The sequence below is a fragment of the Microbulbifer zhoushanensis genome (genome assembly GCF_021729055.1).
Taxonomy (GTDB): domain Bacteria; phylum Pseudomonadota; class Gammaproteobacteria; order Pseudomonadales; family Cellvibrionaceae; genus Microbulbifer; species Microbulbifer zhoushanensis.
On the sequence record NZ_JAJSAO010000003.1, the window covers coordinates 248,569 to 274,101 of the forward strand.

Consider the following 25,533-nt stretch of genomic DNA (forward strand, 5'->3'; position numbering starts at 1 on the left):
CCTGTGGGGGCGCCGGCCTGCCTGCTTTTATTTGAGGTGCTGGTCCAGGAAACCGATAACTTCCGACATTGCCGCTTTTCTGTTTACAGATTCATTGAAATGGTGGGTTCCATGGTCAAGCACTTCCAGACGCACCCTCTTATCTTCTCGCTCCAGCGCCTTGGCCATCATTTTCGACTGGCCAACATCAACCCGTGTATCAAACCCACCATGCACCAACAATACCGGGACACTGAAACTGCCGGCATGGTTCACCGGTGAATTGTTCTCGATATCCTTCCTTTCCTCCGGGGAATGAATATCAGCAAGCTGCTCCTCGTAGTAACGGTTGTAGCCCCGCACGAAATCAAAATTAATCATGCTGGGAATATCGCTGACGCCAGCCAAACTGACCACACAATCGAACCTTTTCGGCGTTTTGAAACCAGCGGTAAGAGCTACATACCCGCCGTAACTGGCGCCAACGATACAGGCCCTCTCGGTATCAGCCAGTTTGTTCCGCTCTACCCAGCTTACAGCATCAATAACATCCTGCTGCATTGCCTTACCCCATTGCTTATATCCCGCAACGAGATAATCATCGCCAAACCCGGAGGAACCACGAAAGTTCACTTGTAATACCGCATACCCACGATCTGCAAACATCTGCACCCAGGGATCAAAGTACTGGGTATCACGGGCATGCGGGCCACCATGGGGAAATACAACCAGCGGAGCATCGGTAACACCCCCAGGGCGAGTAAGATACCCGTTCAGCTCCATCCCATCAGAGGCCTCGAAACTGAAAGGCTCAACTTTCGCTAGGCTCTTGTTCTCGAGCTTCGGAAACTGGCTGAACCAGAAATCCAGGGTCTTTTTCTGTCGGTCAAACAGATAATACTTCCCGGGGGAGTGATCCGATATTGCATATACCACCATCCGGTTGCCGGACTTATCCCTGCTCACAATATGGGACTTCAACCCCTGCCGCTGGAACAGGAGCCTCAGTTGCTGCGAAATATTGGATTTCTGCGCACTGACATATTTATGCTCTACAAAATTATCCAGGTAACTGAAGCCGATAAATTCATTGGCATCGCCCGCCCTCCAGAAAATAGGACCCTCCACATCGAGAGTGGCCGGTGCCTCCCCGACCAAACCGGAAAACTGCCCACTTTCTATGTCGTAACGCCAGATGGCCCTCTTCCCCAGCTTGCGATTGCTGATCACCAGGAGTGTGTGACTTTCATCCTCATAAAAAAATGGATAAAAACTGTCATCTTTATAGGCATCAAAGCTGGCGATGCGCTGCCAGTCCTCCTTGGCATTTTTGCGGAAGTAGACATGATTAACGCGCGACTCTCTCTTGGTGTCACGCCCCATGGCGAGCCGAACCTCACCTTTGCGATCTACTCCCCAGCTAAATATCTGGCGATCATTGGGCAAGTACTTCTCGAAATCCCCGTTTTCAACATTAACCTTGAACACAGAGGAAAAATAATTATCCCGCGGATCGGCAACCTCGACGAGTATATGCTCGTCATCCTCAGGCAAAAGGCTTACTACCGATGGATTCAACCTCAGGAGGTCAATATCACTCTCTGCAACATCCCTTTTCTTCAGCTCAATTGTGGACTTTCCATCAATTGAGATTGAGTACAGGGTGGTCAACCGGGCCCGCACGTTGCGCCCCCCCACCCGCAGTTGCTCTGGTTGCGAGACTGCCGCCAACACACGCTCATTATTGAGCCAGCTTACGGACTCAATCCTGAACTTGCCCTCCTCCAGTCCAACAAGAAAGTTCACCTCTTTACTACCGTAGGGGGCTGTTGCCACAAGAGTCTTGTTCTCTGAGTTGACTACAGCCAGCAGGTTCTTTCCATCTGGGGAAACTGATACCTGGTTAACCAATGGAAGGTCACTGAATGCTCCAGAGTCTGCCGCACGCACACCCACTGCAACGATGAGACAAACTGTAACAAATAGGCTTTTCAAGCAACTTGAATTCATATCAACCCCCAATCCCGATTTCTTTATAGTTATATCCCTAAACACTTAGGCTGGATTTACTAAATCGGGAAAGAGGATAACCGGCATACAGCCGGTTGATCGACCATTTACTACATTATTTTCTGCACGATTCAAGAAGGGCCAAAAGGTTTGAATACAATGACAGGTTAGGCAATCACCATTCAATACCCTTGCGGGCGGCAACTCCTTTTTCGAATGCATGTTTCTCAGCCCGCATCTCGGTAACCGTATCGGCAATACCCTTCAGGTACTGCTTTGCGCCACGCCCGGTAATGATCACCGTCTGCTCACGCGGGCGGTTTTCTATAGCGGTGATCACTGCATCTCGATCGAGCCACTTGTAATTGAGGGCATAAGTGAGCTCATCCAGCACTACCAGGTATACCGACTCATCCGCGAGCGCCGCGGAAAGTTTTTCCCACAATGCCAGGGCCGCAGCCTTGTCGGCCTCGAAGTCCTGGGTCTCCCAGGTAAAGTCGGTGCCCATTTCAAACCACTGCAGGGGAAACTGCTCCGCCGGCAGTCCCGTGAGGAGGTTTTTCTCCCCGCACTCCCAGGCTCCCTTGATAAACTGCCCCACCACTACCCTGTAGCCATACCCCAGGGCCCGGGTGACCGTACCCATTGCCGCGGTGGTCTTGCCCTTGCCGTCACCGGTGTAGAGGATGGCAATCCCGCGCTCTTCCAGCGCCTTTGCAACACCCGCATCGACAATTTCCTTGCGCTGCTGCATACGCCGCTTATGGCGCTCGGCTTTTTTACCGGTGTCCGAATCGGTCATGGACAAAACTCCGCGTTAGAAAATTGCTCGCAAACTCAAGAGCTGTAGGAGCGGCCGCTGGTCGCGGCCGAAAGGATACTCGGCGCGACACATGGTAATTATCGCACTCTGCAGTCCCGCGCAGCCGGTAGTAACCGGATCGCAGTCCGGGCGAACACAAGGTTCGCCCCTACACCCCTCCAGCGTCGCTGGGATAGCGTTCCCGCCCAGAGCCGCTCCTACACCAGACTCAAAGTGTCATCTCGACTCCGGCATAAACCGCCGCCCCGGCCGTATTGTAGCCGGCCACCTCGCGGTAATCCTCATCGAGGGTATTCTCACCACGCAGGTTCAGCCGCAGGGACTCGGAAATCCGGTAAGACACCTTCAGGTCCAGCACGCTGTAATCATCCAGGGCGACCACTGGACCGAAAAAATCCGGGTTCGGACTCAGCCGGTTTGCGACCCTGCGCCAGTTTGCTCCCACTGCAAGGCGGTCCCCCAGCAGGCGATAATTCCCACCCAGGTTATAGACCTGCTCCGGTACCTGCAGGCGCTGGCTACCATTCGTGTCTTCGGCATCCAGGAGCGTTCCGTTAAAGTACCAGTCCAGGCTATCCAGAAGCTTGCCAGACATGACCAACTCGATGCCCTCGGACCGGCTTACACCGTCATCCTGCCCGTAGGCACCGAAACCGGAATTGCCCAGGCTGTAGTCAAAGATGATGGCGTCCTGGATCTGCTGGTCGAAATAAACCAGCTCCAGGTGCAGTCTCTCGGCAAGCCGGTATTCGGCGGCCAGCTCATAGCCGCGGCTGGTCTCCGGCCCCACCGGCCCTGCGCCCTCGCCCACGTTATACGCCAGCTCGAACGGGCTGGGCGCCCGGTAACCGGTGCCGTAGCTCGCGCGCAGCTTGGCCTCCACCTCATCACCCAACAGGATCGGGTAGGCCAGGGAGCTGCGCCAGCTGTCGTGATCCTCGGTCTCCAGGCTGTCGCGACGCACACCTACAGAGTAATGGATTACCCCTCCCAGGTCGGCACGCCATTCACTGAAGATTCCCAGGCTATCCAGTTCCCGGGCATCGAAGGCGCTGGAGAACTCCTGCTGTTCGTACTCCGCACCCCAGAGCAACTCACCGCCGGCAAGCGCCGTATTGCCCACATAGTTGAGCTCGTCGATACCACCATCCACGGCAAAGGTACTTGCACCCACCGCGAGGCTGTCCCGCTCGATCTCCTGTCGTGCCACCGCCAACTGGTTGCCGATGCCGGAGACCCGGTAGTCGGCACTCAGGCGATAGCTGCCCTGGGTGTATTCGTCGAGACAGTCATTGGAAGTGGAAAAACCGGCGAAGCAGCCGTCAAACGCCGACTCGGTGCCGGTGTGACGTACCTGCGCACGCAGGGCAAGGTTCTCGCTGACCTGGTATCCCAGCTGGGCGCTGGCGGTGCGATTGCTGTAGCCGTCCCGTTCGCCGCTGGCATCCGCCACCTGGCTGTTGAAACCATCGGTATCGAATACCCCCAGGTTGATCCGGTAATCCCATTGTTCGCCCTCGCCGTAGAGGCTGGCGCTGGTATCGCGGCTACCGTAACGTCCCGCCTCTACTGCCAGGGACCCACCCAGCGGGGCATCGGCTTTTTTGGTGATGATATTGATCACACCACCGGCCCCGGCGCCATACATCATGCCCTGGGGGCCACGCAGGACTTCCACTCGCTCGATATCACCCGCCAGCAGGTGCTGGAACTGGGTGGCCACCTGGGTGTTCGCGGGATCGGCAATGTTGACACCGTCCAGCAATACCAGGGTGCGATAATTGCTTTCACCGCGCAGGTAGATATTGCTCACTTTGCCGGCGCCACCGTTATTGCTGACAGCAACCCCTGGCAGAGTGCGAATGACATCCAGCAACCTGGCATAGCCCAACCGCTCGATATCGGCGGCAGTAACAATCGACACCGATACCCCCAGCTCCCGTCGCGGTATTTCCACGCGGCTGGCAGTAACGGAAACCTGTTCCAGTTCGCCGTTGTCTTCGGCGGACACAATCTGGCTGGTGGCGGTCAGCAATGGCAGTAGCGCCGCCGGGAGAAGAGTTTTGTTCACAGTGATTCCCCAATCTCGAAAAAGGACGGATTGAGGGAGGGTGAGTGCAATCGGTGCTTACCACAGGGACCGGAAGCGGGCTTCAGCGGTCGCCTTACACAGACCAGACAAAGCCCTCCGCTTTATCCTACGAATGCCGAGGGCCGGTATCGGGCTTACCGCGTTAGCGGCTCACCGTTGCGGGGGCAGCGCCGGACTCACTGGAACCAGTTCACCGGACTTCCCGTTTAACCCGACCAAGCGCCACCCCCGAGGGAAAAGACGCTGCCGGGCACCCAAAGCGGGCCGCAGTATAGCAGTGAAGCACCCCACGGCGAACCGCAGGTCACGATCCGGTGCTACCGTTACAGGGACTACCCGATAGCAACCCCGTAGATGCGACTGGCGGAGGTGAGCAGATGAGCATGCTCAAGGAGCTGGAACTGGCAAGGCAGGAATTGCAGGATTCGGAAGCGCGCTGGGAAAATGCTCGCGAGGGCAACGCCGACAAGTACCGCCGGGAGGTCGAGGCCGCACGGAACCGCGTGCGCCGGCTGGAGAAGGCGCTGGAGGAATCGGGTGGGAAGCCACCGGGAACCGGTGGAGCCAACGATCGGGATTAACCCCGGCGAAACCCGCCCGCCTACAGCAGGTCCAGCGGCACAAAATCCGCCACGCCATCGCGCCAGCGGAACTCGCAACTGACTCCGTACACCTCGCCGATCAGGTCAGGCGTGAGGACCTCCTCCGGGGTGCCCGTGGCACGCAGGCGGCCGCCCTCCAGGAGCAGGATGCGGTCGCAGTAACGGGCTGCCAGCGCCAGGTCGTGCAGGGCCAGGACTACCGTGCGCCCGCTGTCCGCCTGCTGGCGAAAGTTCTGCATCAACTGCAACTGGTGGCGGATATCCAGCGCCGCGGTGGGCTCATCGGCGATCAGTACGGGCGCCTCGCCCACCAGTAACCGCGCCAGTTGCACCCGGCGCAGCTCACCGCCCGACAGCCGGGTTACCGGGCGGTCGGCGAATTCCACAGCGTCCACCTGGGCCAGCGCCCGGTGCACCCGGTTATCGCGGTCGGCCGGCTTGCCCCAGGGCAGCAGGCCCAGCGCCACCAGGTCACGGGCGGCCAGGCTCCAGGCGGGCGTCTCGGCCTGGGGCAGATAGGCACACAACTGTGCGCGCTCCCCGGCCGGGATTTTCGCCGCGTCATTGCCATCGATCTCGACCCTTCCCGCGGCCGGCGCCAGCACTCCCGCCAGCACCTGTAACAGGCTGCTCTTGCCCGCACCGTTGGGGCCCACCACCGCAGTCAGCTCACCAGGTTGAAAGCGGCAGCTGAGATTTTCGAGCACACGCTGGCGATGCCGGTCGACCGCCAGCTGGTGCACGCTGACTGGTAGCGCTCCCCGGCTCATAACTGCAACCCCCGCCGCGCGCTCACGATCAGCCAGAAAAAGAATGGTGCGCCGATAAAGGCAGTCACCGCACCGATGCGCAGTTCCTGCGCACCGATAAAGTTGAGCACCAGGATATCCGCCAGCAACAACAGCAGCGCACCGGCCAGGGCGCTGGCCCACAGCAGCCGGCCCGGATCCTGGTTGACCAACGGCCGTACCAGGTGCGGCACCACCAGGCCGATAAATCCAATCGTGCCCGCTACCGCCACCGCGGCCCCTACCGCGGCGGCAATACCCAGCAGGATCGCCAGCGGATAGCGGCGCCCGCCGAAGCCGAGCGACGCAGCGCTGGCCTCCCCCAGGGACAGGGCCCGCAGGTAGTTGCGCCCGCAGAACATCAGCGCTGCACCCACCACAACGAACGGCAGCGCCAGTAGCAGCTGGTCCCAGCCCCGGTTCGCCAGTGAGCCCAGCAGCCAGAAGACGATTTCCTGCATGGCGAACATACTGGGCGCGTAGTTGAGGGCCAGGGCCATCAGTGCGGACAGGAAGGCGTTGATGGCTACCCCGGCCAGGACCAGCCGGCTGGCGCTGGCCCCGCGACCGGCCAGCAGCCAGACACAGGCGACAGCCAGAAAGGCGCCGCCAATCGCCAGCAGCGGCAGCAGCGGCAGCAGCCAGCCGGCCTGCCAGGCGAGGCCGTAATACAGTAGCAGGATGGCCGCCAGCGCCGCGCCACTGCTCACCCCCAGCAGCGCCGGCTCTGCCAGCGGGTTGCGCAACATACCCTGCATGGCGGCGCCGCCCATCCCCAGCGCGGCCCCCACCAGCACCGCCAGCAATGCCCGGGGCAGGCGCAGTTGCCACAGGATGACTGCATCACTGCCCTGCGCATGCCAACCATCGGTAAGGGCGCCAGCCAGGTCGATGTCCACCGGGCCACTGGCCAGGGCACCGAGCAGTGCCAGCGGCAGGGCCAGCACCATCAGGGCCAGTATTGCGTTACTGCGATTTAACAAACTCTGCTCTCTTTTCCGTGAGTTCTTCCAGGGTCGCCCCCGCCACCAGGGCGGGACAGAAACCCAGTTCCGCCGGCAGGGTATACACATGGCCGCGCTCGATATAGCGCCGGATGACCGGGTGCCGGGTCGCCAGGTGGGCCAGGGCGAACTCCTGCTCACCGCCATAGAGCACCAGCAGGTCGGGCTGTGCGGCAATCACCTCTTCCAGGCTCACCTTCTGTAACTGCTCGCCGCCGCGTTCGGCGGCCAGGTTGCGGAAACCGGCACGCTCCAGCAATTGGTGCTCCAGCATGCCACTGCCATAGGTAATATTGTTCGCCGACAGGATTAATGCGGTCGGATCGCCACCGGCTTTTTCTGTCGCCACTGCCGGGGGTTGCCCTGCAAGCAGCGACTGCAGCGTTTTATAGTGAGAGTCCAGCTGTGGGTTATCACCCAGTACCGAGCGCAATGACTGCAGCTGCTCCAGTAGCTGTTCCAGTCTGTAGGCGTCGGGAACCTTGACCACCCGCACCCCCAGCTCCTGCAGGCGTGCCGCCGCGCGGCCGGCGCCGTACTGCCCCGCCAGCACAAGGTCGGGATCCAGTTTCAGCAGCTCTTCCGCACGCCCGCGGTTCAGGTGAATGCCCACCGGCAGGGGCGCGCGGCGGTAGTGGTCGTTATCGGCAAGCCAGGTCACCGATACAATCTTCTCCGGTGCCACCCATTCCAGCAGCAACTGGTCCAGGCACAGGTTCAGCGACGCAATCCTCTCCTGGGCCAGGGCGCCGGGGGCCATGGCCAGTAATAGCAGTATCCGGGACACGAAATGCATCGCTGCTGTGGCTTCCTTTACAATCTGTTACCGGGGCGCATTGCGATAAGGAAACACTGTTCCCGAAGGTCCCGCGCACGGAGGGTGCATCTGAATTGCCCTGTCGATGCATCATACCGATTGCATGGGCAATTAGTTAACGACAAAGAAAAAGACGGAGAACACCGTGAACGAAGCAACTCTTGCACTCCTGGTCCCCTTCGGGGTCTTCCTGCTGATCGGGGTTTCACTTTGGCTGGTATTGAACTTTCGCGCCAAAAGGAACCTGGAGATCCAGAACACCCTGCGCCTGGCCCTGGAAAAGGGCGTCGAGCTGACACCAGACCTGATTGAGCACCTGGGAGCCAACAACAAGCCGCACCCGTTGAAGGACCTGCGGCGTGGCATTGTCTGGATCGCCGTTGCCGCCGGCATCGCGGCGTTTGGCGTTTTTGTCCCTGACCCGAGCAATCACGCCATGTTTGCCCTACTGGCAGTAGCCACGCTGCCGTTCGCTATTGGCCTGGGCTACCTGGCCATGCACCTGTTCTCACGGCAACAGCCAGCCTGAGGAGGCAACCGGGGCGCTCAGCTCATCTCTATCGCGCTGAGTGCTTCCGCCAGGGTCTTGACCGCCATTATTTCCATCCCCTCGATATCGCTCTTGAGGCGGTTGGCGGCCGGGACGATGGCCTTGCGAAAGCCGTGCTTGGCGGCCTCCCGCAGGCGCTCCTGACCGTGGGGTACCGGGCGTATTTCACCCGCCAGGCCCACCTCGCCGAACACCATCAGGTCGCGCGGCAGCACGCGGTTGCGGAAGCTGGACACCACCGACAGTAACAGGGTGAGGTCCGCGCTGGTCTCCATGACCTTCACGCCACCCACCACATTGATAAACACATCCTGGTCCCCGACCAGGACGCCGCCGTGGCGGTGCAGTACCGCCAGCAGCATATTCAGCCGGTTCTGGTCCAGGCCCACGGCCACCCGGCGCGGGTTGCCCAGGCTGCTGTCGTCCACCAGCGCCTGCAGTTCCACCAGCAGCGGGCGGGTACCCTCCCACACCGAGGTCACTACCGATCCCGCTGCCACTTCCTCGGCGCGCTGCAGGAAAATCGCGGAAGGGTTGGAGACCTCCTTCAGGCCCTGCTCGGTCATGGCGAACACCCCCAGCTCATTGACCGCACCGAAGCGGTTCTTGTGGGCACGCAGGGTACGGAAACGGGAATCGTGGGTGCCCTCCAGCAGGATGGAGCAGTCGATAATGTGCTCCAGCACCTTGGGGCCGGCGAGGCTGCCGTCCTTGGTGACATGCCCCACCAGGATCAGCGCAGTACCGGTCTGCTTGGCATAGCGGGTCAGGTAGGCGGCACTCTCGCGCACCTGGGCCACCGAGCCGGGGGCCGACTGCACATCGCTCATATGCATGACCTGGATGGAGTCGACCACCATTACCCGCGGCTTGACATCCCTGGCCGCCAGGCAGATCCGCTCGACCTCGGTCTCACTCAGCATCTGCAGGTCGTCCGCCGGCAACCCCAGCCGCTTGGCCCGCATGGCCACCTGCTGCAGGGATTCCTCACCGGTGATGTACAGTGCCGGCATCTGCCGGGCCAGGTGGCACAGGGTCTGCAGCAGGATGGTGGACTTGCCGGCACCGGGATGGCCACCGATCAGCACCACGGAACCCGGTACCAGGCCGCCGCCCAGTACCCGGTCCATTTCCCCGGCGTTGGTGGGAATTCGCGGCAGTTCACTCAGGTCGATCTCGGACAGTTTCTGCACTTTGCCGGCACCGGCGGCGCCGGCATAACCAGTCTGGGCGTCGGTGAAGTTGGCGGCGCGGCTGTCGGTGTGTTCCGCACCCAGGCGTACCTCGCTGAGGCTGTTCCAGGTGCCGCAGGCGTTACACTGGCCGGCCCACTTGGTGTAGTCGGCTCCGCATTCGTTACATACAAAGGCGGTCTTGCTTTTCTTGGCCACGGCCAGTCCCCCACCGGGTTTACTCACAACAGGCGGCAGAGTTTACCTGCCCGCACGGGCCGGGGAAAACCGTGGCAGTGGCACCTGCTCGGGCCAAGCGGGTAGCATTGGGCTACTGTGTTGGAGTTCCCGGACCATGACCACCCGTACCTGGCTGTTAAAACTGGACGATATTCGCCCCGACGACCGGAGGGCGGCGGCATTTGCCGGGCTGCTGGCGCCCGATGAGCATAAGCGGCTTACCGGCCTTGGCAGCAGTGAGGCGCGGCACCGCTTCCTGCTGAGCCGCGTCCTGCTCCGCAGGGTCCTGGGCCAGGTCACCGGCCGCCCCCCGCAGTCACTCCGGTTTATCGTCATGCCTAGCGGCAAGCCGATTCTGGCAGACGAGCCCAGCCTGCAATTCAGCCTGAGCCATAGCGGTGACTGGATCGCGCTGGCGGTCAGTGAGCAGGGGCCGGTGGGTATCGATATCGAGCAGCCCCGCCCCCGGCGCAATGTCATGCGCATTGCGCACCGCTACTTTCACCCCGACGAATGTGCGCTGCTGGAGGCACCGCCCGCAGCGGACACCGAGCGCCAGTTCTACCGCCTGTGGACACTGAAGGAAGCTTTCTTCAAGGCCCGGGGCACGGGTATCTCTGAGGGGATGGGGCGAATCAACTTTGCGACTTTTGACCGCGATCACCAGGCACTGATTGATCCGGAGCTCGAGGGCGATATGCCCTGGCAATTCTACTGCGTGGAAAACCCCGAGAGGCACAACCGGGACTTCTACCTGGCGGTAGCGGGACAGGACCCGGAACTGGAGCAACTGCACCTGGTGCGCGGATTGCCCGGGGAGTGACCCCCGAACCCGGCCCCGCGGGAGAACCCCGGGCTGGCGGGTTCAGGGCGCGATCCTTCCCCGCAGCAACTCGCGGCCGTCATAGGGGAAGACAATGTCCGGATCGGGTTTTCCCCCGAAATGATCCTTCCCGGGACATTCCACCGACCGCAGCAGGTGCCGGATCACATTCAGCCGCGCCTGCTTCTTGTTATTCGCTCGGACTACGGTCCAGGGCACCAGCTCTGTGTGACTGCGGGCAAGCATCTCGTTGCGGGCCAGGCTGTATTCGTCCCAGTGTGCCAGTGCCACTTCGTCAACCGGACTGACCTTCCACTGTTTGAGCGGATCCCGGCGCCGGTCCGCGAGGCGACGCGCCTGTTCCTCGCGGTCTATATCCAGGTAGTACTTGATAATCTGGATACCGGAGTTCACCAGCATATGCTCGAACGGCACCACCGACGTCATAAACTTGCGGTACTCGTGTTCTGTGCAGAAGCCCATCACCCGCTCGACCCCGGCGCGGTTGTACCAGCTTCGATTGAACAGCACCATTTCACCTTCTGACGGCAGGTGCGGGACCCAGCGCTGGAAATACCAGCTGGCGTTATCCCGGTCCGAGGGCTTACCCAGCGCCACCACCCGGGTTTCGCGCGGACTGAGGTGTTCAACGATTCGCTTGATGGTGCCATCCTTCCCGGCCGCATCGCGCCCCTCAAACAGCACCAGGATCTGCAGGTTATTCGCGATCAGCTCGCGCTGCAGGGACACGAGCCGCACCTGCAGGTCCCGCAGCTGTCGCTTGTATCCTCTTCTATCCCCTTTGCGATCCCGTTCACCCTGCTTCTGGCCCTTCATTGCTTCCCCCGGGGAGTTACCCGCTGGCCACTTCAGTCTATTCCCACAAGCACTGCACAATTTCGCAGGCTGATAACACAAAACAATAATGTGAAAGGATGGTTATCCGCAGGACAGCCGGGACACCGCAAAAATTATTTAACCATGCCTGTCGCCGAACCCGACATAAGCCTCCCCATCCGGTATCTGGCGCAACACCACCGGCCCACCGGGCTTGTATAGACAACTGTTACCGCTTATTCTCGAGCTGTCTGATGATAATAATTACATAGCCCTGAAAAACCTGATGTCACTTGCCCTCACGCGTATATTGTTGATTACGCTGGCACTGGCCCTGAACGGCCAGGCCTTCGCGGCACCCTGTGCCGGGGGCAACAGTGGTGGCGAGCACGGCGGTGAACATCACCAGGCCGGGCAGGCAGCACAACACTGCGCCCCGGAATCCCATCACTGTGACGCAACATCCCAGGCCTCCACAATCCAGGATAGCGGCCCTGAAAGCTGCGAGCAGGCCTGCAGCTGTTGCCCGGGCCACTGCGCGAGTGCGATCACTGCCCAGAGTGTCCATGGCCCCGCAGCGCAGGCGCCTGTAGCGCACACACTCTACGCAGAACTCCAGTCATCCCCTCTCCCCGAAGCTGCCTTGCGGCCCCCCATTACCACCTGAGCAGGATTGGTGCGCCCGCAGTAAACAACACCTGCACCGGGGCACCCACGACGCCTGGAATCCCGCGCATAAATTGCGCCCTGTCTTAGGGCCGCGTTGCCAAACACCTGGCTGACGCGTGCAACCTGTCGCCCCGCGACAGGCATAACAGATTAGAACTAGAGGACAACTCAATGACTCGTCCCCGTAAAACACTGACAAGAACGCCTCTCTTCCTTGCATTCGCCACTGCAGTCGCTGGTTATGGCCAGCTGGCGCTGGCACAGGACGACAGCACTGTTGCCAAGCCGGAAATAGAGGAAGTGAACGTAACCGGCACACGTATCAAGCGCGCTGACATCGAGGGTGTCGGCCCGGTAACCGTCCTGAGCGAGGCTTCCATCGAAGCCACCGGTCACAGCTCACTGGAGAACCTGCTGCAATCCATTCCTGCGGCAGCGGGCTTCGGCGGCAACCAGACCAATGCCTACTGGACGTCAAACGGCTGGGGCACGCCGCAGATCAACCTGCGCGGCCTGGGCATCAATCGCACGCTGGTAATGGTCAATGGCCGTCGGGTTGTCAACGGCGGCACTGGCGCCAACAGCAGCGTCGACCTGTCCATGATTCCCATGTCACTGATTTCCAGCATCGAGGTTTTGAAGGACGGTGCCTCGGCCACCTACGGCGCTGACGCTGTCGCGGGCGTTGTAAACCTGATCACCAAGAAGGAATTCGATGGCCTGGAGATCGAAGGCAAGTATGGGCAGACTGCCCTCGGCGATGGCGAGGAAACCGTGCTCGACCTGACCTGGGGCGTTTCCGGTGACCGCGGCAACCTGATGGTCAACATGAGCTACCAGGACAACGGCCCCTCGCCGCTGGTCGACCGCGTCCCCTGCCCGCTGACCGGTGACAGCTATACCGAGTGCAGCGGCAGTTCATCGACCATTGGTGGTCGCGCCACCCTGCCGGCCGGGGCCGTGCTGGCCGACGGTACCGTGCTGACCGAGCCCACCCGGATCAATTTCAACCAGGACCCGGGTGGCAACGGCGACTTTTACGAGCGCTACGATGGCGCCAAACACGGCTTCAATTACAACCCCTATTTCAATGCGGTGCAGCCGATCGAACGCTTCAGCTTCACCACCCTGGGCAACTTCGACATAACCGACTCGGCCACCCTGTTCACCGAACTGATGTTCACCAACCGCCAGTCCATGCAGCCGGCCTCCCCGGCAAGCCTGTCAGGCATTGCCTACTCCGCGGACCACCCCACCAACCCCACCGGTACTGATTTCGTGCTGGAGCGTCGTCGCCTGCTGGAAAACGGCGCGCGAGATTTCTACCAGGAGGTGGATACCTGGCGCGCGGTAACCGGGATCGAGGGCGATATCAACGGCAACTGGGGCTATGAGGTCGCCTTCAACTGGGGACGCAACACTGCCACCGACGCTATCGCCAACAACATCAACATGCAGCGTGTGGGCGAAACCCTCGACCCCAGCCTGTGCGGCATGGACGGTATCCCCTGCGCTGACTTCCTTGGCTACGGGGACGTGACCGGCGATGTACTCGACTATATCGTCTTCAACCAGGAAGGCACCGGTGGCAACGAACAGAAGAGCATCAGTGCCCACGTCAATGGTGACCTGTTCGAAATGCCTGCCGGTACCGTCGGCTTTGCCACCGGGATTGAATGGCGCGAGGACAGCGGCTGGCGCAAACCCGACTCACTTGTGCAGGCGGGTTACGCGCTGGGCAACCAGGCGGACCCGATCTCCGGCTCCACCGAAGCCCGCGAAGTGTACGCGGAAATGCTGGTGCCGGTGCTGGCCGGACTGCCACTGGTGCAATCGCTGGATTTGGACCTGGCGATGCGCTACTCCGACTATGACCTGTTCGACGGCGAGGACACCTACAAGGCGGGCCTCAACTGGCAGGTAAACGACATGCTCAAGGTGCGCGGCACCATGACCACCGCCTTCCGCGTGCCGAATGTACCGGAGCTGTTCGGCGGCGTTTCCGAGGGCAACCTGACCACCGTCGACCCCTGCTCGGACTACGCCTCACTGGACCCGTCCAGCACTGTCTACCAGAACTGCCGGGATGCCGGTGTGCCGCTGAACTATACCCAGCTGGGCACCACTATCCTGACCGACCGGGGCGGCAACCAGAACCTGACGCCGGAGAGCGCCGAAACTTTCACGTTGGGCCTGGTGTTGCAGCCGCTGGACGGCCTGTCCCTGACCCTCGACTACTTCGATATCGAAATCGACGATGCCATCCGCGAAGTGTCCGGCTCCACCAAGCTGGCCATGTGCTATGAGTCGGCCAATCTCGGCCACGCTTTCTGCGCACCGGACCAGCACACCCGCAACCCGGTCAACGGCGATGTGAACTACCTGTCCACGCAGAAGTTCAACACCGGCAGGGAAACCATGCAGGGCATCGACTTCGGCGCGCTGTACGACTTCGATTTCGCCGGCCTGTCCCACACCCTGGACTTCAAGGCCTCATACCTGCAGGAGTACGAGACCGTGGCGTTCGAGGGGGACGCCCCGTTTGTGCTCGCCGGCTACATCGGTAGTGGCAACGGGGGCTACCCGCACTGGCGCACCAACACCTCGCTGACCACACGCGGCAACCAGTGGAGCGGCACCTACTCGATCCGCATGATCGGCGAGGGTGACGACTTCAATGCGGACAGCGGCATCGGTTCCAGCATGCCCAATATCTTCTACCACAATGTGCAGTTCTCATATGCCCTGAGCGACGCATTGCGGATGAGCGTGGGCGTGGACAACCTGTTCGACCAGGAAGCGCCGCGGGTTGCCAGCTGGACGGACGGCAATACCGATACCATGACCTATGACCTGGCCGGCATGCGCAGCTATATGCGCATGACCTACCGCTTCGACTGAAGCAGCCGGGACATTCACGGCGGCGGGAGGTACACTCCCGCCTGCTGTTTACTTTCTCACCAGCTGTAACCCAGAGAAAAATAATCATGAAAACGGCATCACTTTCCAGGAAGATCCACAAATGGCTGTTCCTGTTTGTCGGTATCCAGGCCCTGCTGTGGACCCTGAGTGGCGTCTACATGGTGGTGATGGACCTGGATTTTATCCACGGCGACCACCTGGTAAAAAACCTGCGTGAGCCACTACCGGACAACACTGCGCAACTCGTTCCCACCGAAGACCTGCTGCGCGAGTACAGCGACCCCCTGTCGGTGCAGCTCAAGGCCATCCAGGGGAAACCGTTCTACATCCTGCGCGATAACGATGGTGCGCACCTGGTTGATGCCCGCAGTGGTATCGAGGTATCCCCCATAGAGCGGGACCGCGCCATTGAGCTGGCGGAGCACTACTATACCGGCGAGATAGCTGCCGGAAGCGCGCAACTGATCGAGGAAAACCCTCCCACCGAGCTCCAGTCGCGCCTGCTGCCCCTGTGGCGTGTCGACTTCGACGATCGCTACGGCACCAGTTTTTATATCCACCCGGACACCGGTGCGCTGGTTACCCGGCGCCATGATTACTGGCGCGCGTTCGACTTCTTCTGGATGCTGCACATCATGGATTACGAGGAGCGCGCGGACATCCACAACCCGCTGCTGCTGACCATCACCCTGGTGAGCCTCAGTGCTGTTATCGCCGGCCTGGTTTTGCTGTTCTACAGTTTCGGGCGCCGCCGCGATAGCGTGACTGCGAGCCCGCAGGCGGGAGGTGCACGATGAGTTTCGTCAAGACAGCCCACAAGTGGCTGAGCCTGGTCATTGGCCTGCAGCTCGCGATCTGGCTGGCCAGTGGCCTCGCCTTTGCCCTGCTGGACTCCAGCATGGTCAGCGGTCGTCACCTGGCCGAACGGCAGGCGGCGCAGGCTATCGCGCCGCAACAATCGCTGCTCTCCCATGCGGAAATTGCCCGCCGCCTGGACAGCCGGGCGGTATTCTCCATTCGCCTGCAACCGGGCCTGGACCGCCCGGTCTACCGGGTGGAAACTGCAGAGGGAATCCAGCTGCGCGATGCCCGCAGCGGCGGGTTGCTGGCCATCGACGCCACCACGGCCGCCGATATCGCCGCACGGGACTATGCCGGTGACGACAGCCTGGTCGGCGAACCCGTCATGCTCGAGTCCGCCACCATGGAAACACGTGGCCACAGTGGTCCCATCTGGCGGGTGGATGTCGCCGATGAGTTCGGCACGACCCTGTACATTTCTGCCCGGGACGGGCAGGTGCTGGAGCGCCGCAATGACAGCTGGCGGCTGTTCGACATCTTCTGGATGCTGCACATCATGGACTACACCGAGCGGCAGGATTTCAACAACCCGTTCGTGATCGCCTTCGGCATCGGCGCCCTGCTGATGGCGATCTCCGGCTGCCTGCTACTGTTTTCCAGCTTCAGCCGCCACGACTTCAACCTGGTGGCAAAGTTGCGCCGCAGTAAGGTGGCCGTAACCCTGCTTGACCGGGCCGCCGCGCCGGTGCAGGAGCTGGCACTGCCCAGCGGCGTGAGCCTGTTCGAGGGCCTCGCCGCCAACGGCGTGCAGCTGCCCTCCAACTGCGGCGGCGGTGGCAGCTGTGGCCTCTGCCTGGTGCAGATGCCGGCGGACACGCCAGTCACCGGCAATGAGAAGGCCCTCCTGTCCCCATCCGAGCTCTCCGCCGGTTACCGCCTCGCCTGCCAGCAGCGCGCCAGCGGCGCAACCCGCCTGGTGCTGGATGACAGCGTGCTGCAGGCCGGCCAGTTCGAGGCCGAGGTGGTTGAAAGCCGTTTCCTGACGCCCTTTATCAAGGAAATCCGGCTGCGCCCCGACAGCAGCGGGCCCTTTTCCTTCCGTGCCGGCAGTTTTGTGCAGGTGGAGATCCCCCCACACCAGCTGCGGCTGGGAGAAATGATTGTGGAGCCCGCTTACCGCGACGACTGGCAACAGTGGCGCGACACCCCTGCCGGCGCGCACGGCGAGCCCCTGCGGCGCTCATACTCGATGGCCAGCGCCCCCGGCGAGGCCCTCGACGGCACCGACGGAGAGGGCATCATTTCCCTGAATGTGCGCATCCAGCCCCCGCCCCCGGGCCAGGCCGCAGTGCCTGCCGGCGCCGGTTCAAGCTACATGTTCAACCTCACCAGGGGTGACCGCGTACAGCTGAGCGGCCCCTTTGGCAGCTTCCACGCCAGCGACAACGACCGGGAAATGATCCTGATCGGTGGTGGCGCGGGCATGGCACCGCTGCGCTCGATCATCGTGGACCAGCTGCGCAACCGCGGTAGCCGGCGAAGGATCCACTTCTGGTACGGCGCTCGGAGTCTTCGCGAGGTTTTTTACCGGGACCTGTTTGATACCCTCGCGGCCGAGCACCCCAATTTCCACTGGCACCTGGGACTGTCGGAACCGCACCCGGATGACCGCTGGTCCGGCCCTACCGGTTACATCAGCGATATTGCGGCGGAACAGTACCTGCGCGGACACCAGGACCTGGACGAGTGCGAGTTTTACCTCTGCGGCCCCCCGGCCATGCTCAAGGCGAGCATCGCCATGCTCACGGCACTGGGCGTACCGCGGGAACAGATCGCGTTTGATGACTTCGGCTGCTGAAGCGGTTGACCGCTGAGCAGTCGGCTGCGGGAGTGCCTTGCAATGCGCTCCCGCAGCCACTAATCTCCGGCGGGTCTCTTCGCGAACCAGGCTTCCGGACTTACGGGACAAGACATTTAATGTACAAATTCACCGCACGGACATTGCTGTTGCTGATGCTGGTCACCGTCTTCGGACAGGTGGCGGCCCAGGCGTGCGTGGACATGCACGGCCAGGTTCCCGCGGCGGTGTCCCTTTCCGGCCCGGGAGAAGCCTCTCCTGCGGAAGGCACTGCCGGCATGGCAGGCATGGATCATTGCGGTGAAAGTAATATCGACCCGGTGAGCGACAACCGGGACCACTGTGCGGATCCGGCCACCGCCGGCGATGACTGCACCCAGGAAGGTACCTGCTGTCCTGGCCACTGCGCCTCGGCAGTTCCCGTCGCGGAGGATTGCGCCTCGCAACCGCTGCGCCCCGTTTCCGACAGCACCTACCGGGAAATCGTCTCCTCTCCAGTCCCGGAAAGCGAGTTCCGCCCGCCCATAACTGCCTGACCACAGGGGCAGTGCGCCCGTAAAAAGGCGCAATCCCAACCGAACACTCCGTAGCAGGACGGCATTGCCCCGGCATGCGCGCGTTTGCAGGCCGGCCCCATGTGCCGCCATTGCTGCGACCACCCGAATTATATTTATGGAATATCCAGTTATGTATCGCAAAGTGAAAGCCACCCTGCTCGGCAGCCTGGCAGCCCTCCTCCTTGCCGCCTGTACCGGCGAGAAAGCCGGTGCGGCAGGCCCGGCCGTTGCCGCAGCATCGACAGACATCCCCATTACAACCTTCAAGAGCGCCACCTGTGGCTGCTGCGGGAAGTGGGTGGAACACGCCCGCGACAATGGCTTTGCAGTGACCGCAAAAAATGTCGACGACCTGAATGCGGTCAAGGGCCAGCACGGGATCGCGCCGCGGCACCAGTCCTGCCACACCAGTGTGTCAGCCGAAGGCTTCGTGTTCGAGGGCCATATACCGGCCCGCTACATCCGCCAGTTCCTGCAACACCCACCCGCCGGTGCGCGCGGCCTGGCCGTGCCGGCAATGCCCCTGGGTAGCCCGGGCATGGAAGTGGGCGATCGTTTCACTCCCTACGCCATCATGCTGCTGCACGAAGATGGCAGCGAGAGCGTGTACGCACAGATCGACAGCGCAGAACAACAGTACTGAGGTGTGCAATGAAAAAAACAGATCCTCAACCGGTCGGGTTCCCGCAGATCTCCAGGCGCCGCTTTGTGACCGGTATGGCCGCCGGGGCGGCGCTGCTGGGCATGCCTGGCAGCCTCACCGCGGGTGCGCCCAGAACGAACCCCGCTCCCCAGACCCTGCGGGGAAACCAGTTTGACCTGAGCGTCAATTACCTCCCGGTGAATTTTACCGGCCGCGACCGCACCGCAGTGGCGGTGAACGGTGGTGTACCGGCGCCGATCCTGCGCTGGAAAGAAGGCCAGACCGTCACGCTGAATGTCACCAACCATCTCGCCCACGACACTTCCATCCACTGGCACGGCCTGATCCTGCCCAGCAATATGGATGGTGTCCCCGGGCTCAGCTTCAACGGCATCAAGCCCGGTGAAACATTTACCTACCAGTTCCCGGTAAACCAGAGTGGCACCTACTGGTACCACAGCCATTCCGACTTCCAGGAACAACAGGGCCACTACGGGGCCATCGTCATCGATCCCGCCGAACCCGACCCGGTGGCCTATGACCGCGACTACGTAGTGATGCTGACTGACTGGAGCGATGAATCCCCGCACGACATCTACGCCAGGCTGAAAAAGGAAGGCCACTACTACAATCGTCGCCGGCGCACAGCGGGAGACCTGTGGCGCGACATTCGCGAAAAGGGGGTGGCGCAGACCTGGCGCGAGCGGGAAATGTGGAACGACATGCGCATGTCCGACCGCGACATTTCCGACGTTACCGGTTACACCTACACCTACCTGATGAATGGCCAGACACCGGACGCCAACTGGACCGCCCTGTTCCGGCGCGGCGAAAAAGTCCGCCTGCGCTTTATCAACGGCTCGGCCATGTCGATTTTCGATATTCGTATTCCCGGCCTGAAGATGACTGTCGTGGCGAGCGATGGCCAGAATATCGAGCCGGTCACGGTGGATGAATTCCGCATCGGTGTTGCGGAGACTTACGACGTGGTGGTGGAACCGGCAGGCGACCACGCTTACACGCTGTTTGCCCAGACCATCGACCGCAGCGGCTACGCCCGCGGCACCCTGACCGCGGACCCTTCCCTGCGAGCCGAGGTTCCGGCGATGGATTACGCCCCGGTGCTGGGACACCGCGACATGGGCATGGGGCACGGCAGCCATGGCGGCCACAACATGAACAAGGCGGCAGGCAAAATGGACCACAGCGGCCATGGCGACATGAGTGGTATGGACCACAGCCAGCACGGTGCCGACATGGGCGGTATGGACCACAGTCAGCACGGTAGCACCATGGATGGCATGGACCACAGCCAGCACAAGGCGGACATGAAGGGTTACAGCCTGCACGGCGGTCGCCCGGAACTCGGCGGCATGCAGGGGGTCTGGCATACAAACGACCTGGGGCGGGCCGGCCACGGCAGTAACAGCCCGATCGTCCACCTGCCCAGTGAGCACGGCTACGGCGTGGACATGCGCTCGGAAATGCCGGCCAACGGCCTGCACGACCCGGGTATCGGGCTGCGCGACCACGCCGAGCGCTACGGCCGGCGGGTACTCAATTACAGCGATATCCGCAACCTGACGCCGACCCTCGACCGACGCGAACCCACCCGGGAATTACAGCTGCACCTGACCGGAAATATGCACCGCTATATGTGGTCGATGAACGGCATCAAGTTCAATGATGCCGAGCCGCTGGTGCTGAAATATGGCGAGCGGATTCGCATCACCCTGGTGAACGACACCATGATGACGCACCCGATCCACCTGCACGGTATGTGGAGCGAGCTGGAAACCGGCGACGCCGAATACATTCCGCGCAAGCACACCATCCTGGTACAGCCCGGCTCCAAGGTCAGTTACCTGGTCACCGCCGATGCCTACGGCCGCTGGGCCTACCACTGTCACCTGCTGTACCACATGCCGGGAATGTTCCGCGAAGTGCGGGTCGTATAAGGAGCGCGATGATGAAATTGAAAACACTGGTATTTTTCTGCAGCGCGTTCGTTACATCCCAGGTCCTGGCGCAGGATGCCATGGATCACCAGGGTCACGGCGCGCACGAGTCACATAACACCGGAGCAACGACTGCGGCGGGCGATGAGCCGAAAGGTGAAAGTGGCCACGGGGCCCACAAAGGCCACTCCATGCCGCAATCCGGGGAGCACCACGGCCACCATGGCGATATGCAGGTGCCGGCGGCAGCTAACCTGGAGCATGCCCCTGACCAGCCCGACCATGTCATGGATCACGAGGTCCTGCTGACCAAGGTCACCATTGACCAGCTGGAAGTACGCGAGCATGAGGGCAGCGCCCTTGAGGGCAGTGCCTGGTTTGGCAGCGACAGGAACAAGCTGTGGCTCAAGACCGAAGTGGAGCGCGAGGAAGGCAGCACCGAAAACGCCGAATTACAGGCCCTGTACAGCCGCGCGATCGCGCCCTACTGGGACCTGCAGGTAGGCGTACGCCATGATTTCCAGCTGGAGGATGGTGACAGCAAGAACTGGGGCGCAATCGGCTTTAACGGCCTGGCACCCTATTTCTTCGAAGTGGACTCGGCACTGTTTGTCAGTGATGATGGTGATACGGCATTGCGCCTGGAGGCGGAATACGAGCTGCTGTTTACGCAACAGTGGATTCTGAGCCCGGAAGTAGAGGCGAATTTCTATGGCCAGGACGATCCGGACACAAACACCGGATCCGGCCTGTCGGATGTGGAGGCCGGTCTACGCCTGCGCTATGAATTCACCCCGCAGTTTGCGCCCTATATCGGCGTGAATTACGAGAAGAAATTCGGCAACACCGCCGACTTCCTGCGCGCGGAGGGCGAGTCCACCGGCGAGACCACCTGGGTGGTCGGGCTACACGCCTGGTTCTAGGCCGGGCAACCGGGCACCTTTCGGGACGTTGCTCCCCGGGTGCCCGGGGCCCCACCGATTCCAATAATGCACAAACAACCCGTGGGAGTTTAACCATGCTTAAAGCTTCATTCGCCAGGTTGCTGGCACTGGGCACACTGCTTTTCAGTACCGCGCTCTTCGCCCATACCGGCCTGCAGGGTTCCAGCCCGGCTGACGGCGATGAACTCAGCCAACCGCCGGTGGAACTCAAACTGCAATTTTCCGGTAAGGTCCGCCTGATGCGGGTCTCACTGGAAGAGACCGATCGGGGTGAAGTCAAGCTGGCCTTTATGCCCGGCGCGGTGGCGGAGAGAGATATCAGCCTGCCACTGCCGGCCCTGGACGCGGGCGACTATACGGTTTCCTGGATGGCGATGGGAGGCGACGGCCACAAGATGACCGGCAACCTCTCGTTCAAGATCGTCGCGGAAAAATAAGTCGTGTGGGCCGCAGCGTTTGCGCTGAACAAGTGGCTGCTCTACGGCGCGCTTTCGGTATGTGTGGGTGGCACAGCCGCCGTCCTGCAGTGGACACCGCGGGGTGATGTCCGCCCGCAGGCACGGACCTACCTGCTGCCCGCCGCGATCGCCGGCCTGCTGTTCACCGTCTCGGGATTCCTGCTCCAGGTAGGCACATTCGCGGAAGCCGGCCTGTCCGGCATGTTCGACCCGCTTTACCTGTCAATCCTGTGGGAATCCCCGGCGGGCGAAGTGGCCTTGCTGCTGGTTCCCGGTTTTGCCGTGGCGGCGCTTGCCGCCATTTGCCTGCTGCAGGGGAGGAACCGGGCTGCCGCGATACTGTGGCTGGTAGCGGCGGTGCTGTTGCTGTTGCCATTCAGCTGGCGCGGTCATACTGCCGAGTCCTCCCTGTGGGTACGTGCCGCCCTGTCGCTGCACGCGGGGCTCGCCGCCTGGTGGATGGGTGCCCTCTACCCCCTTTGGCGCCTGAGCCGCCAGGGTGATCCCGCACAGTATGGCGCTGCCATGGCCCGCTTCGGACAGCAGGCCTCCTGGCTTGTAGCGCTGCTGGTTATCTGCGGGACCTGGGTGCTGTATTCCCTGCTCGGCGGTTTCGGCGCCCTGGTGCAGGGCAGTTACGGACTGGCGATGCTGGTGAAACTTGCCCTGGTCGCCAGCCTGTTGCTGCTCGCGGCCCAGAACAAATGGCGGCTGGTGCCGCAGTTGCCCAACACCGCCGCCGGGCTCTCCGGAAGTATCCGCGCCGAGATGCTGGTGGGGACTGCGATCCTCCTGGCCACCGCCCTGCTGTCCACACTGACCGGCCCGGGGCACTGATCGCCAGCGCAAAAAAAATAAATAAACTTGAAGGAACAACATTATGACGCGTGATCCTTTACCGGGCACCACCACCCGGGTCCTGCTGCTCACGCTGCTGGCCCTGCTCCCATTCGGCGTCGCCGCACACGGAAACAAGCAGGCACAGCAAGCGGATACCCCACTGTATTCCGGCCAGGACTCGGATGCCGGCAGGGCAGTGCAATCCTTCCACCGCGCACTGCGCACTGGTAACCGGGAAGCTGTGCTCGCCGCCCTGGCTGAGGATGTGGTCATTTTCGAGGGCGGCAAGGTGGAGCGGTCCCGGGAGGAATACGCCGGCCACCACTTGGGTGCGGATATGAAATTCCTGCAACAGCTACAACCGACCCAGCTGGAGCTGCAGGTACAGGAGGGCCGGGAACTGGCCTACGCCTACGGCCGCAGCAGGCTGCAGGGTGACTACCAGGGCAAGCCCCTCGACCTGCTGGCCATGGAGACACTGGTACTCAGGCGCATGGACTCGGGATGGAAGATTGTGCAGATACACTGGTCCAGCAAATAAGTTCAACCCACTGCCACAACCGGATCAGGCCAGGGCCGGCGCAAAGAGCGACAGAACGGAACCGCTCACCGGCCTCTAGACCAGCCGGTTGTACACCCGGGCCAGTAGCCAGCCAATTAAACCGGCGCTGACCGACCAGGCCACCAGGCCAACCAGCACACCGGGGAGAGTCAGGTCCCAGCCCATACCGGCCAGGTCCATATGCACCATATCCCCGGACATACTCATCATCATCCCTGGCATCAGCACCACCAGCAGCGCACAGACCAGCCATGCGCTTCCAAAGCTGATCGCTGCAGCAAGACCAAATTTGGCGGCGTTCAGTTTCATCCTGTCTCCCTCTGCGTTTGCTGTGATTCCCGGCGCGAAACCCCAGCTACTTACGCCGAATACAAACCCTGTTACAGGTCCAGCAGGCGATTGGCAGCCTGGGTCATCTGCATGGCCTCGTGCTCCTCCAGTGACTTCAGCTTCTCCATCAGGTCCCGGGTCGCATCGATGTCGGCCCTGGCGTGAAGATAGCGGTACAGGTCGATCACCTGTTGGTGCTGGCCGGAGACCACATCCATGATCTCTTTCGCGTCCATGTCCTGGAAGGGCGCGTCGCAGCGCGTGCTGTGAACGATTGGATGCTTGTCCATGTAGTCGTAGCACCAGGTGTTGAGCGCCCTGGTTTCAGCGCCAACCTCGAACTGGTCGACGAGCCCAGACAGCCGCTGCTCATGCTCGGCCAGGTAATCCAGCAACATGCTGGCACGTTTATCGTCGTTCGCTTTTGCGCAATCCGCCAGGCACCCGGAGAGGTTCCGGTGCAATGCCGTGGTCCAGTCAAGCACATCTTCCAGAGTTTCAACCTGCATCGGGACTCCCGGACAATCGTAAATGGAACAGTTGTTATCGTAGCGCCCGAATCGGTCACGGGCACCCGGTGTCTGGAAATTTACCGCTCCTCGCGCCCGCAACGATTGATTTGCATCAACAGGTTACCAATTGAGGAATACCCGGCCCCTCGCGCGACATACAGCCTGCAACCAGCGGGTGCAGAAAGCACCTTTGCAGGACGCCAGGGAACGGCACGCACCAGCGGAACGTACCGCCGCCACACTACGCAGGCTGACGCTTCGGCGCCGGCCTCAGGCGTCCTGCAGCCGGTTCGCAGCCTGCATCATCTGCATGGTCTGCTGCTCCTCGAGCGTTTTCAGGTTGGCCATCAATTCGCGCGAGGATTCGGTCTCCATGCGCCGGTGCAGGAAACGATAGAGACCAATCACCTCATTGTGGTAATTCATGACCACTTCCATGACCCGGTCCGGGTCCTCCTCCAGAGACGGGATGCTCGTGACATCGATATGATCGATCGGGTATTTGTGCAGGTACTCGTAGCACCAGGTATTCAGGGCCTTGCCGTCCGCGCCCCGCTCTATCGCAGTCACCAGTTCGGCGAGGGTCTGCTCGAACTGCGCCAGGTAGTCCAGCAAGAGCGTGACGCGACTGCGATCACTGGCCTCGCGCCCCTCCTGTAATCGTTTATTCAACTGCTCATGGAAGCTGCGCGTACGCGCAATGACATCCTGCAGGGTTTCGGTACGCATGGTTCCTCCACCT

25 protein-coding genes and 1 riboswitch are annotated in these 25,533 nt (G+C 61.6%); of the genes, 14 read left to right on the forward strand and 11 right to left on the reverse strand.

Going from position 1 to position 25,533, the window contains the following annotated elements; genetic code table 11:
• Positions 1-27: 27 nt before the first annotated feature.
• The 3 genes from LVD10_RS07340 to LVD10_RS07350 form a co-directional block, all read right to left on the reverse strand.
• Positions 28-2,001, reverse strand: a complete 1,974-nt coding sequence (locus LVD10_RS07340) for an alpha/beta hydrolase family protein (protein WP_237062747.1) — start codon at positions 1,999-2,001, stop codon at positions 28-30.
• Positions 2,002-2,164: 163 nt separating this feature from the next.
• Complete coding sequence (cobO, locus tag LVD10_RS07345; protein WP_237062749.1) at positions 2,165-2,791, reverse strand: cob(I)yrinic acid a,c-diamide adenosyltransferase; 627 nt, start codon at positions 2,789-2,791, stop codon at positions 2,165-2,167.
• 229 nt (positions 2,792-3,020) lie between these two features.
• Positions 3,021-4,883 (reverse strand): TonB-dependent receptor plug domain-containing protein, encoded by a 1,863-nt coding sequence (locus tag LVD10_RS07350; protein WP_237062751.1) that lies wholly within the window; start codon positions 4,881-4,883, stop codon positions 3,021-3,023.
• Positions 4,884-5,007: 124 nt separating this feature from the next.
• A riboswitch (cobalamin riboswitch) is annotated at positions 5,008-5,149 on the reverse strand.
• A gap of 132 nt (positions 5,150-5,281) precedes the next feature.
• On the opposite strand from LVD10_RS07350, the gene LVD10_RS07355 reads away from it, so the two are divergent.
• Positions 5,282-5,485 (forward strand): hypothetical protein, encoded by a 204-nt coding sequence (locus tag LVD10_RS07355; RefSeq protein ID WP_233006369.1) that lies wholly within the window; start codon positions 5,282-5,284, stop codon positions 5,483-5,485.
• A 20-nt stretch (positions 5,486-5,505) separates the two neighbouring features.
• Here the strand turns inward: LVD10_RS07355 and LVD10_RS07360 are convergent, their stop codons facing one another.
• The 3 genes from LVD10_RS07360 to LVD10_RS07370 are packed head-to-tail and all read right to left on the reverse strand — an operon-like array spanning position 5,506 to position 8,094.
• A complete protein-coding gene (locus tag LVD10_RS07360) occupies positions 5,506-6,276 on the reverse strand; it encodes an ABC transporter ATP-binding protein (RefSeq protein ID WP_233006370.1) in 771 nt (256 codons plus the stop codon).
• On the reverse strand, positions 6,273-7,277 hold the full coding sequence (locus LVD10_RS07365; RefSeq protein ID WP_237062753.1) for a FecCD family ABC transporter permease: 1,005 nt from the start codon (positions 7,275-7,277) through the stop codon (positions 6,273-6,275). The genes LVD10_RS07360 and LVD10_RS07365 overlap by 4 nt, the downstream gene beginning before the upstream one ends.
• Complete coding sequence (locus LVD10_RS07370; RefSeq protein ID WP_233006372.1) at positions 7,261-8,094, reverse strand: ABC transporter substrate-binding protein; 834 nt, start codon at positions 8,092-8,094, stop codon at positions 7,261-7,263. The genes LVD10_RS07365 and LVD10_RS07370 overlap by 17 nt, the downstream gene beginning before the upstream one ends.
• Before the next feature lie 166 nt (positions 8,095-8,260).
• Between LVD10_RS07370 and LVD10_RS07375 the strand changes: the two genes are divergently transcribed.
• A complete protein-coding gene (locus tag LVD10_RS07375) occupies positions 8,261-8,644 on the forward strand; it encodes a DUF6249 domain-containing protein (protein ID WP_233006373.1) in 384 nt (127 codons plus the stop codon).
• 17 nt (positions 8,645-8,661) lie between these two features.
• Here LVD10_RS07375 and radA read toward each other — a convergent pair whose 3' ends face one another.
• A complete protein-coding gene (gene radA, locus LVD10_RS07380; RefSeq protein ID WP_233006374.1) occupies positions 8,662-10,056 on the reverse strand; it encodes a DNA repair protein RadA in 1,395 nt (464 codons plus the stop codon).
• A gap of 136 nt (positions 10,057-10,192) precedes the next feature.
• On the opposite strand from radA, the gene LVD10_RS07385 reads away from it, so the two are divergent.
• Entirely contained in the window at positions 10,193-10,900 is a 708-nt protein-coding gene (locus LVD10_RS07385) for a 4'-phosphopantetheinyl transferase family protein (protein ID WP_237062762.1), read from the forward strand.
• Positions 10,901-10,942: 42 nt separating this feature from the next.
• Here the strand turns inward: LVD10_RS07385 and ppk2 are convergent, their stop codons facing one another.
• Positions 10,943-11,737 (reverse strand): polyphosphate kinase 2, encoded by a 795-nt coding sequence (ppk2, locus tag LVD10_RS07390; protein ID WP_237062769.1) that lies wholly within the window; start codon positions 11,735-11,737, stop codon positions 10,943-10,945.
• A gap of 286 nt (positions 11,738-12,023) precedes the next feature.
• Here ppk2 and LVD10_RS07395 point away from each other — a divergent pair, with 286 nt between their 5' ends.
• The 11 genes from LVD10_RS07395 (at position 12,024) to LVD10_RS07445 (ending at position 23,928) form a co-directional block, all read left to right on the forward strand.
• Positions 12,024-12,404, forward strand: coding sequence for a hypothetical protein (locus LVD10_RS07395; protein WP_237062771.1), 381 nt, complete (start codon positions 12,024-12,026; stop codon positions 12,402-12,404).
• A 173-nt stretch (positions 12,405-12,577) separates the two neighbouring features.
• A complete protein-coding gene (locus tag LVD10_RS07400) occupies positions 12,578-15,307 on the forward strand; it encodes a TonB-dependent receptor domain-containing protein (RefSeq protein WP_237062773.1) in 2,730 nt (909 codons plus the stop codon).
• An 86-nt stretch (positions 15,308-15,393) separates the two neighbouring features.
• Entirely contained in the window at positions 15,394-16,125 is a 732-nt protein-coding gene (locus LVD10_RS07405) for a hypothetical protein (protein WP_237062775.1), read from the forward strand.
• Positions 16,122-17,987 (forward strand): NADH:ubiquinone reductase (Na(+)-transporting) subunit F, encoded by a 1,866-nt coding sequence (gene nqrF, locus LVD10_RS07410; RefSeq protein ID WP_237062777.1) that lies wholly within the window; start codon positions 16,122-16,124, stop codon positions 17,985-17,987. The genes LVD10_RS07405 and nqrF overlap by 4 nt, the downstream gene beginning before the upstream one ends.
• A 119-nt stretch (positions 17,988-18,106) precedes the next feature.
• Complete coding sequence (locus LVD10_RS07415; protein ID WP_237062785.1) at positions 18,107-18,523, forward strand: CopL family metal-binding regulatory protein; 417 nt, start codon at positions 18,107-18,109, stop codon at positions 18,521-18,523.
• 151 nt (positions 18,524-18,674) lie between these two features.
• On the forward strand, positions 18,675-19,187 hold the full coding sequence (locus LVD10_RS07420) for a DUF411 domain-containing protein (protein ID WP_233006382.1): 513 nt from the start codon (positions 18,675-18,677) through the stop codon (positions 19,185-19,187).
• Between the two features lie 8 nt (positions 19,188-19,195).
• Entirely contained in the window at positions 19,196-21,145 is a 1,950-nt protein-coding gene (locus LVD10_RS07425; RefSeq protein ID WP_255774600.1) for a copper resistance system multicopper oxidase, read from the forward strand.
• A gap of 11 nt (positions 21,146-21,156) precedes the next feature.
• The gene (locus tag LVD10_RS07430; RefSeq protein ID WP_233006383.1) at positions 21,157-22,068 is read left to right on the forward strand and encodes a copper resistance protein B; all 912 of its coding nucleotides are present in this window, start codon (positions 21,157-21,159) and stop codon (positions 22,066-22,068) included.
• A 95-nt stretch (positions 22,069-22,163) separates the two neighbouring features.
• Complete coding sequence (locus tag LVD10_RS07435) at positions 22,164-22,526, forward strand: copper resistance CopC family protein (RefSeq protein ID WP_233006384.1); 363 nt, start codon at positions 22,164-22,166, stop codon at positions 22,524-22,526.
• A 3-nt stretch (positions 22,527-22,529) separates the two neighbouring features.
• A complete protein-coding gene (locus tag LVD10_RS18040; protein WP_233006385.1) occupies positions 22,530-23,384 on the forward strand; it encodes a CopD family protein in 855 nt (284 codons plus the stop codon).
• Between the two features lie 43 nt (positions 23,385-23,427).
• Positions 23,428-23,928 carry a YybH family protein gene (locus tag LVD10_RS07445; protein WP_237062787.1) on the forward strand — a complete coding sequence of 167 codons (501 nt, stop codon included), beginning with the start codon at positions 23,428-23,430 and terminating at the stop codon, positions 23,926-23,928.
• Positions 23,929-24,003: 75 nt separating this feature from the next.
• On the opposite strand, the gene LVD10_RS07450 is transcribed toward LVD10_RS07445, so the two are convergent.
• From LVD10_RS07450 to LVD10_RS07460, 3 genes are all read right to left on the reverse strand, one after another.
• Positions 24,004-24,258 carry a DUF5676 family membrane protein gene (locus tag LVD10_RS07450; protein WP_237062789.1) on the reverse strand — a complete coding sequence of 85 codons (255 nt, stop codon included), beginning with the start codon at positions 24,256-24,258 and terminating at the stop codon, positions 24,004-24,006.
• A 71-nt stretch (positions 24,259-24,329) separates the two neighbouring features.
• Positions 24,330-24,788 carry an ATPase gene (locus LVD10_RS07455; protein WP_237062791.1) on the reverse strand — a complete coding sequence of 153 codons (459 nt, stop codon included), beginning with the start codon at positions 24,786-24,788 and terminating at the stop codon, positions 24,330-24,332.
• A 273-nt stretch (positions 24,789-25,061) separates the two neighbouring features.
• Positions 25,062-25,520, reverse strand: coding sequence for a hypothetical protein (locus LVD10_RS07460; protein WP_233006389.1), 459 nt, complete (start codon positions 25,518-25,520; stop codon positions 25,062-25,064).
• Between the last annotated feature and the right edge of the window lie 13 nt (positions 25,521-25,533).